The following is a 9,440-nucleotide window of genomic DNA, read 5'->3' as shown; positions in this document are numbered from 1 at the left end:
CGACGAGGTCGAGGCCGACGTGCTGCCCGACCGGAAGGCCGCGGTGGTCGAGCGCCACAAAGCAGCGGGCCAGGTCGTCGCCATGGCGGGGGACGGGGTCAACGACGCGCCCGCGCTGGCCTCGGCGGACGTCGGCATCGCCATGGGGACCGGCACGGATGTCGCCATCGAGAGCGCCGGCATCACGCTGCTCAAGGGGGACCTGACGGGCATCGTCCGCGCCTGCCGGCTATCGCGCGCCGTCATGGGCAACATCCGGCAGAACCTGTTCTTCGCCTTCGCCTACAATGCCGCCGGCATCCCCATCGCGGCCGGGGTGCTCTATCCGAGTTTCGGCCTGCTGCTGTCGCCCATCATCGCGGCGGCTGCGATGTCGCTCTCGTCCGTCAGCGTGATCGGGAATGCGCTTAGGCTGCGTACGGTGCGGTTGTGATTTGGGCCGCGCAGGCCTTCGACGTCGAAGGCGTCTACGGGTGGCCGGCGCGTCGACGGTATGGGAGGCTCCCCGGCGCGGATAATCTGCCCTGACCAACCGAGGCTTCGGTGACCCCCTGAGTGGAGGCCGGACAGACTTGGCACGTTCTCTTAGATAGCCTTCAGGATGATGCGACGTCGTCGGGTCCAGGGCAGGACGATGTCGAAGCCATGGATGCCGCCGTCCGAGGATGCGAGGTGGGGGCGAACAGCATGCGAAACAGCAGGTTTTCCGTGACGTTTCTCGTGCCCTAGCGGAAAAAACGTTAGTTTCGCCCAGGGGATCGATGGTTTGGACGGACCGTTATGAGCGGTCGGCTCTGACCATTGAGCTACAGGCCCTGCCGATCGGCGGCCGTATGCATATCCGAGATCGCAGACTGCGTCACCCCGGACAATCCGGGCGGAGGCGTGACGCGGAACATCGGACCGTGCGCGTCCGTTCGTACCGAAATGCGCCGTCGGCGCGATGACGGGAGACGATCATGACGGGAACCACGATCCGGGCGGCATTCGCGGCGGCGCTCATCCTCGGTTCGTCCGGGGCGGCTCTGGCCCGCGGCGGCGGCAACGGGGACAGCGGCAGCGGGCTATCGCCCTACGCGGCGCTGAGCGGCAACGACCGCTCCGCCGGGGTGAACAACGGCAATTACCGCGATCCGCGCCTCGATCCGTACATTGGCGCCTACGGCGACGGCTACGCGCGGCCGGCGCGGGGCGGGTACCGGCCGGTCCGGCGGCCCTACTACGGCACGCCCTACTAAGCGGCGTCCGGTCTGGCACGAGGATCGATCGTGATTGATCCTCGTGCTTCTCACGCGCGCGACGCGTTGGCGGTACGGACCGCCCGGCGCTTGCCGGCTGAGGTCCATTGCATGAGGCCAATCATCACGAGGACGGTGGCGACGTAGATGATCCCCTGCAGCGCCGTCGGCCGGTCGGTGTAGCCGACCAGAGCGTGCAGCACCCGGCCAGCCCAGCCGTTCTCGGGAATCAGCCCGGAGGTGTTCCACAGGACTTGATCGAAGCCGGTGGCGACGCCGGCATTCGAAAGAAATTGCGCGGCCTGCGCCGCGAGGCCCGCCGCGAGGAAGACGATCAGCCCGCTCGTCACCGAGAACACGTGGCGGCTCGGGATCGCGGCGAGACCGAAGTAGCTCACCCCCGACAGGAGCACCCCCACGGCCACGCCGGCGAGCGCCCCCACCTGCAGGTCGGCGCCCGACGTGCCCGAGGCGACGAGCCCGTACAGGAACAGGACGAGTTCCGCCCCCTCGCGCAGGATCGCCGCACCGACGACGAGGGCGAGCGCCACGGCCGCACGTTGCCCGGAGCGCACGGCCTCGCCCGCCGCCCGCAACTCGCTGGCCAACGCACGCCCGTGGGCGCTCATCCAGGTGTTGTGCCAGACCAGCATCAGCACGGCGACGATCAACACGGCGGCGTTGAGGAGGTCCTGTCCCGCGCCCTCGAACGCGTCCGAGATCCGCTCCGCGAACGCAGCGGCGAGGGCCGCGCCGGCGAGCCCCCCGACGATGCCGAGGGCGACCCAGCGGCCGCGGCCGGGAATGCCGCGGGTGGCAGCCAGCACGATCGAGATGATGAGGCCCGCCTCGATGACCTCGCGGAAGGCGATGACGAAGGCTCCGATCATGACGGGATGTCCTTGAGGGGCGACGTGGCGTATGCCGGCGGGCGCTACCAGATCCAGAACAGCAGGGCCCAGTTGGCGACCGCCAGCCCCGCCGCGAGGCCGATGCAGGCGGTTGCAGCGATCCGCCGGGGGCCGGCGGCGGACAGGCCCGCGACCCGCCACGCGAGCCACAGGCTCCACAGGCTCGCGCCGGCGAGCAGCGCCGCCCGGATGTCCTGCACGTGCGGGATGAGGATGCCGTCGCCGCGCAGGAACGTGACGGTGAGCGCCGAGAGCCCGAGGAAGACGCCGCAGCCCGCGATCGGGATGAGGGTCTGCGTCAGGTGATGGAAGCGGACCGTCGACCACGGGCCGAGGGCGCGGGTCGCGAGCCCGACCAGCACGGTCAGCGCCAGCCCGATCGCGAGGCAGGCACCGGCGATGTAGGCGAGCAGCACGGCACCGTCGAGGAGGGTGAGCACGTCGTTGTGCTCGGGGTAGTTCGTCAGCACGAACCACGGTGCCGAGGTTTCGAGGGGCCACGTGATGCCGCGCTCGATCAGCCCCGTGGCGAGCCACTGCTTGGCGTCGACAGTCCAGGGGCTCGCCGACCACTGGAACGCGCCCACCGCCAGCCCCATCATCCCGAACAGGATCAGGACGGTCTGGTCCGGCGACGGCTCGGCGCCCGCCACGTGGACGATCTCGTGGTTGGGCGAGCGGCGAGCCAGCCGCACCGCGCCGCGGTAGCCGCTGCAGCGCCCGCACATATGGCAGGCGCCCGCGCCCCGCATCGTCTTCACCGCCACCAGCGGCGCGCAGGTGAAGCCGTCGGCGCGGGTGGGCTTCGGGGATGCGCTCCAGGCGGCGCCGTCGACCTGGAAGCTCACAGGCGCGAGCTTGGCGAGCACCGCGAACACGCCGTTGACCGGGCAGAGGTAGCGGCACCAGACCCGCTTGTTGCGGCCGTAGACGAATCCGACGGCGATGGCCGCCACCGTCGAGCCGCCGAGCACGACGAGCACCGGCTTCGGGTAGCCGTAGACGCTGACCATCTGCCCGTAGACCGTGGTGCCGGCGAACGCCAGGAACGGCCAGCCGCTCCAGGTGATCCAGCGCGGCACGGCGCGGCCGAGGCTCCACCGGCTCGCGAGCTCGGTGAGTGCGCCCTCGGGGCACAGCACGCCGCACCACGCGCGACCCGCGACCACCATGCTGACGAGGACGAAGGGCCACCAGATGCCCCAGAACGCGAACTGCGCGGCCAGCGTCAGGTTGGACCAAAGGTGGGCGCCGCGGCCGGGCAGCGGCAGGAAGGCGGGGACGGCGACGAGGACGAGGTAGATCCCGACGACGGACCACTGCACGGCGCGGAGCAGGCCGCCGTGCCGACGCAGCCCGTCGCCGAGCCCGGCGAGGCGCGCGTCGATCCAGGTTTCCCGCCAAGCCTGCCGATCCGGGATGAGGGTCGCGGCGGCCATGGGCTACTTGGCCACCAGCGTCGCCTTCGCCTCCGGATGGAAGTCGTCGAAGACGTCGTAGCTTCCGGGATCGAGGGTGCGGAACACGATGCCCGAGGTGGAACCGGCCGCGAGGGCCTTCTCGCGCTTCAGCTCGGTGCTCTCGAACTCCACCGGCGAGGTGCCGGTGTTGGTGATCTCGAGCTTGAAGCGCACCTTGGCGGGCACCTCGATGATCCTGGGCAGGATCACGCCGTCGCGCATCTCGACCTTGATCACCGGCATGTCGTCGGCGCGCGCGGAGCCGGCTGCGCTGGCGAGCACGATCAGGCAGGCAAGGGTCAGGTGGCGGGTCATCGGGGGCAGGCTCGGCATTCCCATCGGAATTTCAGTACGCGCCCTTCTTGCCGATCCCGGCGAAGGTGAAGTCCTGGATCACGTCGAAGGGCTTGAACCACTCGGCCACGCCGGTCTCCTTGTCGACGTGGCGGCCGAAATGTGCGTGCGCGCCGGGGGGGGCCACCGTCAGCTTCAGGCGGTAGCGGCCCGGCCCGAACAGCTTGACGTTGTCGCCGTAATGCGGGCCGTCGTTGGCGACCATCGGCATCAGGCCGCCCGACGCCTTCTGCTCGGTCGGCTTGTCGCCGTCGAGCTTGACCACCTCGAAGGCCACCGTCAACGCCGGCACCCAATCGCCCTCGGCAAACCCGTTGCGGTTGTCCTTGGCCGCCTTGATGTCGGCTTCGAGGTGCAGGTCGGACTGCGCTGCGACCCGCATCATGTCGGGCGGGTCCATCTCGATCGGCTGGAGGTAGACGGCCGCGACCTCCAGGCCGTTCTGAGTCACGTGCGGGCCGATCGGGATCTCCTTGGCGAGACCCGTCGCGGTCGGGCCGACGAGGAGCGGAAGGGTGAGGAGGATCGCGCGCATGGGAACCACCGCATACGCCTGCCGGCCGAAATTGAAAGTGGCCCGTTCGTCACACGCCCAAATGATAACCGTTCCAAACTGTGCGATGCCAAGGTGTTTAGAGCCTAGCTGCGGGCATTCGCAGAACGAGAGCCGAGGATTGGAAGCATCCAAGCCCGGCAGGTCATGCCCTGCCGGTGGATTTACTCAGAGGCCGAGCGCCAGGATCGCGAGGCCCGATGCGGCCACGGTCCCGCCCAGGACGGGCGCGGACCGGGTCCGGCTCGCGCGGACGGCGATCAGGCCGAGGCCGAGGCCGGCCGCGTGGAGCAGGGCGGTGCCGGCGAGGAAGCCGAGCCCGTAGACGAGGCCGGAGGCGGACTCGGGCATCTCGGCGCCGTGCGCGTCGCCGTGGAAGACCGCGAAGGCGCCGACGAGGGCAGCGAGCACGGCCACCGGCAGGCCGAGGCCGAACCCTGCCGCGAGGCCGAAGGCCACGATCGAGAGACTGATGCCAGTCTCGGCGAACGGCAGGGCGATGCCCGCCATCCCGAGGCCGGCGCCCGCCGCCATGAGCGCGAGGAACGCCGCGGGCAGCGCCCACAGCGCCCGTCCGCCGCGAAGCGCCGCGAGCAGGCCGACCGCGACCATGGCCAGCACGTGGTCGGCGCCGCCGAGCGGGTGCAGGAAGCCGTGGGCGAGGCCGGCAGCCTCGCCGTGGCCGGGATGAGCGAGCGCTGCCCGGGGCAGGAGCAGGAGCGCGGCGGACAGGGCGGGAAGAACGGTGCGGACGAGGCGCGTCATGGCGTATCCTGAAGGCGAGAGCATGTTCAAGCGCGGTGGTTGCCGGCGCGCGTGAGGGACATGCGACCACACGAGGGGCGGAGCGTCTCCCGTGATCCTTGGATCACCGGAGACGCTCCGGTCGGCCGGATCATCGGACGAATCCTCCGGCGGGGCTACGGAAAAGATCACTCCATCGTCGGCGCGAGCGTCTTGACGCCGGGCACGTCCTCACCGAGCCACGCCGCGTTCTTGGCGGTGCCGTCGAAGGTCGCGCTGGTCTTGAACAGCTCGTACTTTCCTTCGAGCGCGTAGGGGCGGCTGCGCCCGAGAAGTTCGGCCACCGCCGCCTTGTCCATCGGCTTGAAGGTTTTCACCGCCTCGAACGCTTGGTCGAGGTCGCGCTGGCTCTCGATGCCGGTGATGACCACGGAGGCCGGCAGGTTCAGGCTGAAGTGCAGGTACTCGATCGGCTTGATCGGTGCGTCGCTCTTCAGGATCACCCCGTCGCCGAAGGTCTTCATGCCCAGCACGGCGATGCCGTTCTGCACGAGGTAGGGCAGGACGAGATGGGCGAAGCTGCGGAAATGCGCGTCCATGACGTTGAGCGGCATCTGGCAGGAATCGAACTGGAAGCCGCGCTCATGGGCGACCTCCAGCATCTGGAGGTGGATGCGCGGGTCCTTGTGGCCGGTGAAGCCGATGTAGCGGAGCTTGCCCGCCTTCTTCGCCTCGACGAACGCCTCCATCGCGCCCCCTTCCGCGAACACCCGGTCGGGGTCGTCGTAGCGCAGGATCTCGTGGTGCTGCACGAGGTCGATCCGGTCGGTACGCAGGCGCTTGAGCGATTCGTCGATCTGCTTGGCCGCCTCCGCCTTGGTGCGCCCGTCCATCTTGGACATCAGGAACACCTTGTCGCGGTAGCCGCCCTCACTGAGCGCGGCGCCCATGCGCAGCTCCGATCGGCCGTCGTTGTAGTCCCAGCAATTGTCCATGAAGGTGATGCCGCGATCGACGCCTTCGTGGACGAGGCGCGCCGCGTCGGCGTTGGTAAGCGCGCTCTTGCCGAGGTGGAACCCGCCCATGCCGACCGCCGAGATCTTCTCGGCATGCCGCCCGAAGGAGCGGTACAGCATCTCGCCGCGCCGCTCGCCCGGGTCGGTGACGAAGGGCAGGTCGGCCGGGTCGTCCGGCCGGATGCCGGGGAGGGCGGCCGGGTTCACGGCCGCGGTGGCACCGCCGGCGGCGGCGAGGCCCGCGCCGACGACGGCGCTCTGGAGGAAGCTGCGGCGTTCCATGCGTTCTGGCCTCATCGGTTGGCGGGCCCGCGTCGAACCCGCGAAAGCCCCGGGCGGGGCGGGAGAAGTGATTTCAGCCAGCGTCCCGGAGGCGGTCCGCGGCGTGGAGGAGGCGCAGCGCGGCGCAGGCCGCGCCGTAGCCGTTGTCGATGTTGACGACCGTGAGGCCGGGCGCGCAACTCGCCAGCATCGCGTCGAGGGCTGCGCGTCCGCCCTGCGCGACGCCGTACCCGACCGAGGTCGGAACGCCGATGACGGCGCCCGCGACGAGGCCGCCGAGCACGCTCGGCAGCGCCGCATCCATGCCGGCGACGACGATCAGGACCGGGTGCGCGGCGATCTCCTCCAGCCGCCGGGTCAGCCGCCACAGGCCGGCGACGCCGACATCGGCGACGAGCGTCGAGGCCCGGCCCTGGTAGCGCAGCGTCCGCTCGGCCTCCCGCGCCACGGACACGTCGGAGGTGCCGGCCGCGACGATGGCGACGCGGGCCGGACCCGCGACGGGGCGCGGCGCGCCGAAGAAGGCGGTGCACGAGGTCGGGCAGTAGTCGAGGGCCCGCCGGTGGCCGTGGCTCAGCGCCGCGTGCCGGTCGGGATCGAGGCGGGTCAGGAGGAAGCGCGCTTCGCGCGATGCGGCCACGTCGAGGATCGCGTCGATCTGCGCGGGCGACTTGCCGGCGCAGAACACCGCCTCCTCCAGCCCGATCCGCTCGGGCCGCGCGAAGTCGAGGGTGAATTCGTCCTCGATGCTCATCGGGCGCAGCCTCCGGGAAACGGCGGCTTAAAGCCGGAGCTGTAAGCTCCGGAAAGACGTGACAGGATGACGGGCCGGTTCTGTCCGGCTGGCCCTTCCTCCTCAATCAGGGTCCGGCGTTTCGTGCAGTTCCCGATCTGTCGACGGCCGGCCAAGGCGCGGGGCCCCTCTCCCGAGCGGGAGAAGGACAGGGTGAGGGAGGAGACCTGTCCGGATACGGCACGCCCCTTTCCCCATGGGAGAGGGGGCCGCGCCGCTGTCCGCACGATCCCGCGGGCATCGGCGCTTATCGTCATGCCCGAACCTCCCGGCCGACGAGGAAGGCGCTGCCCGTCCGGTAGGGCTCGAAGCGGACGACGCCGTCGCCCAGTCCCTCCGGTGCGCGCATCGCGATCCAACCCTCGAGATCCGTGCGGGCGGCACCGTCAAGGGCGTCGAGGCTCGCGGGATCGAGCTCGACCACGATTCCGGCGGCGCGCACCCGGCAGCGCACGGCGCGCCGGGGATCACCGAACGATCCCAGCAGGGACCCGACGCGGCGCTCGACGGCGTGGATGAAGGCCAGCGTCTCCGGCTCGATGCGGATGCCGGTCTCGACCCGGCTCGACAGGCAGGGCGCGGCGGGCAGGTCGGCCACCGCGCCGAGGCCGAGGGCGCGACTGAGCGCGCGGACCGCCGCCTTGTCGAGGCCGGCCTCGACGTAGGGGTGGCGCACGCCGTGTTCGCGGGCGGCATCGAGCCCGGGGCGATACTCGCCGAGGTCGTCGAGGTTCGCGCCCGACACCATCTGCCGGTCGGTGACGCGGGCAATCGCGCCGTAGAGGTTGGTCTTGCAGAAGAAGCAGCGGTTCACGGGGTTGGCCCGGTAGACCGGATCGGCGAACTCGCCGGCCTCGATCACCCGCAGGCGCCAGCTCCCGCGCTCGGCCTCCGCGCGGACGCGCGCCGTCGCCTCCGCGGGCACCGCGGCGGAGGCGGCGTGCACCATCAGGGCGTCCGGCCCGAGCACGCGGTGGGCGAGCGCGGCCAGCGTCAGGCTGTCGACGCCGCCGCTGACCGCCACTGCGAGCGGCCCGGCGTCGGCGATGACGGCTTCGAGCCGGGCGTGCGGCGCGCTCAACATCCCGTCTCCGCGGCGAGGGCGCGGCGCTCGGCCTCGCGCCGCAGGGCCGCCCGCGCGGCGTGGTCGGCGTGCGCCAGCGCGTCGTCGGCCTCGGCCTTCGCCGTGATGCCGCCCGGCCGCTCGGCGAGCTTCACCCGCACCGATCGATCCGCGACCGCCACGGTGGCGGCCCGGCGGGGCAGGGCGCGTCCCGCGACGAGGCCGTGGCGCAGGCCGATCGTGGTGGTCTCGCGGAAGCACGCGTCCGCGACCGCATCGAGGGCTTCGGCCTGGGCGAGCACGCGGACATGGGCCATCATCCGCCCCTTCTTGCCGAAGACCGGCGCCTGCACGACGTCGAGCACGTCGGGCCGCCCGCGCAGGCGGTCGAGGCCCATGGCGAGGTCCTCGCCCGACTGGTCGTCCACCTCGAACTCGATCACCGCGATCGTGCGGTGATCCGGCCGGGGGTCGTCCGCCGCCTCAAAGGCCAGCACCCGCACGCAGTTGCTGAGGCCGGCCAAGCGTTTCGTGCCGAAGCCGACGCCGGAGCGCGCGAGCACCCGCGGCCCCGTCCGCGGCTCCGGCGCGCCGCCGCAGAGGTGACGCAGGATCGCGGCGCCCGTCGGCGTCACCCGCTCGCCGGGCACGCCGTCGTCGCGGGTGGAGAAGCCCTCCAGCAGGAGGGCGGTGGCCGGCGCCGGCACCGGCAGCAGGCCGTGCTGCGTGCGCACCATCCCGGAGCCCAGCGGCAGGGCGCCGACGGTCCAGCGGGTTGCATGGAGCGCGGCGATCAGGTGGGCGGCGGCGGCGATGTCGGCGATCGAGTCCCAGGCGCCGACCTCGTGGAACGCGACCCGCTCGACCGGGATGCCGTGCACCCGCGCCTCGGCCTCGGCGAGGTGCCCGAAGATCGCGAGCGCGTGGGTCCGGACCGTTGGTTCGAGATCGGCCTGATCGAGGGTTTGACGGATCTCGGACCAGGGCCGGTGCCCGTGGTCGCCGTGCGGATGGTCGTGGTGCGAA

General features: G+C 71.3%; 11 protein-coding genes. 2 read left to right on the top strand and 9 right to left on the bottom strand.

Annotation, left to right across the window (positions count from 1 at the left end):
• The coding region (locus tag ACFE8Y_RS18100; RefSeq protein WP_375465775.1) for an HAD-IC family P-type ATPase at positions 1 to 433 on the top strand (433 nt) is incomplete at its 5' end.
• A gap of 526 nt (positions 434 to 959) precedes the next feature.
• Positions 960 to 1,238: a hypothetical protein gene (locus tag ACFE8Y_RS18095; RefSeq protein WP_375465774.1), complete on the top strand. Its 279-nt coding sequence runs from the start codon at positions 960 to 962 to the stop codon at positions 1,236 to 1,238.
• Positions 1,239 to 1,288: 50 nt separating this feature from the next.
• Here the strand turns inward: ACFE8Y_RS18095 and ACFE8Y_RS18090 are convergent, their stop codons facing one another.
• From ACFE8Y_RS18090 to ACFE8Y_RS18050, 9 genes are all read right to left on the bottom strand, one after another.
• Positions 1,289 to 2,128, bottom strand: coding sequence for an FTR1 family protein (locus ACFE8Y_RS18090; protein ID WP_375465773.1), 840 nt, complete (start codon positions 2,126 to 2,128; stop codon positions 1,289 to 1,291).
• Positions 2,129 to 2,172: 44 nt separating this feature from the next.
• A complete protein-coding gene (locus ACFE8Y_RS18085; RefSeq protein ID WP_375465772.1) occupies positions 2,173 to 3,588 on the bottom strand; it encodes a 4Fe-4S binding protein in 1,416 nt (471 codons plus the stop codon).
• A gap of 3 nt (positions 3,589 to 3,591) precedes the next feature.
• Complete coding sequence (locus ACFE8Y_RS18080; protein ID WP_375465771.1) at positions 3,592 to 3,948, bottom strand: cupredoxin domain-containing protein; 357 nt, start codon at positions 3,946 to 3,948, stop codon at positions 3,592 to 3,594.
• Positions 3,949 to 3,955: 7 nt separating this feature from the next.
• Complete coding sequence (locus tag ACFE8Y_RS18075; RefSeq protein ID WP_375465770.1) at positions 3,956 to 4,498, bottom strand: iron transporter; 543 nt, start codon at positions 4,496 to 4,498, stop codon at positions 3,956 to 3,958.
• 186 nt (positions 4,499 to 4,684) lie between these two features.
• Positions 4,685 to 5,281, bottom strand: coding sequence for a HupE/UreJ family protein (locus ACFE8Y_RS18070; protein WP_375465769.1), 597 nt, complete (start codon positions 5,279 to 5,281; stop codon positions 4,685 to 4,687).
• Between the two features lie 167 nt (positions 5,282 to 5,448).
• A complete protein-coding gene (locus tag ACFE8Y_RS18065) occupies positions 5,449 to 6,558 on the bottom strand; it encodes an aldo/keto reductase (protein ID WP_375465768.1) in 1,110 nt (369 codons plus the stop codon).
• A gap of 73 nt (positions 6,559 to 6,631) precedes the next feature.
• Positions 6,632 to 7,312: a nickel pincer cofactor biosynthesis protein LarB gene (gene larB, locus ACFE8Y_RS18060; protein WP_375465767.1), complete on the bottom strand. Its 681-nt coding sequence runs from the start codon at positions 7,310 to 7,312 to the stop codon at positions 6,632 to 6,634.
• Positions 7,313 to 7,604: 292 nt separating this feature from the next.
• A complete protein-coding gene (locus ACFE8Y_RS18055) occupies positions 7,605 to 8,435 on the bottom strand; it encodes an adenine nucleotide alpha hydrolase (protein WP_375465766.1) in 831 nt (276 codons plus the stop codon).
• The coding region (locus ACFE8Y_RS18050) for a LarC family nickel insertion protein (protein WP_375465765.1) at positions 8,429 to 9,440 on the bottom strand (1,012 nt) is incomplete at its 5' end. The genes ACFE8Y_RS18050 and ACFE8Y_RS18055, both read right to left, overlap by 7 nt.

It is taken from the genome of uncultured Methylobacterium sp. (genome assembly GCF_964242245.1).
Classification (GTDB): domain Bacteria; phylum Pseudomonadota; class Alphaproteobacteria; order Rhizobiales; family Beijerinckiaceae; genus Methylobacterium.
This window is presented reverse-complemented; position numbering and strand designations above follow the sequence as displayed.

Coding starts and splice junctions, on each gene's coding strand:
- larB (WP_375465767.1), bottom strand. CDS start 7,312: ATGAGCATCGAGGACGAATTCACCCTCGACTTCGCGCGGCCCGAGCGG.
- ACFE8Y_RS18080 (WP_375465771.1), bottom strand. CDS start 3,948: ATGGGAATGCCGAGCCTGCCCCCGATGACCCGCCACCTGACCCTTGCC.
- ACFE8Y_RS18075 (WP_375465770.1), bottom strand. CDS start 4,498: ATGCGCGCGATCCTCCTCACCCTTCCGCTCCTCGTCGGCCCGACCGCG.
- ACFE8Y_RS18070 (WP_375465769.1), bottom strand. CDS start 5,281: ATGACGCGCCTCGTCCGCACCGTTCTTCCCGCCCTGTCCGCCGCGCTC.
- ACFE8Y_RS18065 (WP_375465768.1), bottom strand. CDS start 6,558: ATGGAACGCCGCAGCTTCCTCCAGAGCGCCGTCGTCGGCGCGGGCCTC.
- ACFE8Y_RS18095 (WP_375465774.1), top strand. CDS start 960: ATGACGGGAACCACGATCCGGGCGGCATTCGCGGCGGCGCTCATCCTC.
- ACFE8Y_RS18085 (WP_375465772.1), bottom strand. CDS start 3,588: ATGGCCGCCGCGACCCTCATCCCGGATCGGCAGGCTTGGCGGGAAACC.
- ACFE8Y_RS18055 (WP_375465766.1), bottom strand. CDS start 8,435: ATGTTGAGCGCGCCGCACGCCCGGCTCGAAGCCGTCATCGCCGACGCC.
- ACFE8Y_RS18090 (WP_375465773.1), bottom strand. CDS start 2,128: ATGATCGGAGCCTTCGTCATCGCCTTCCGCGAGGTCATCGAGGCGGGC.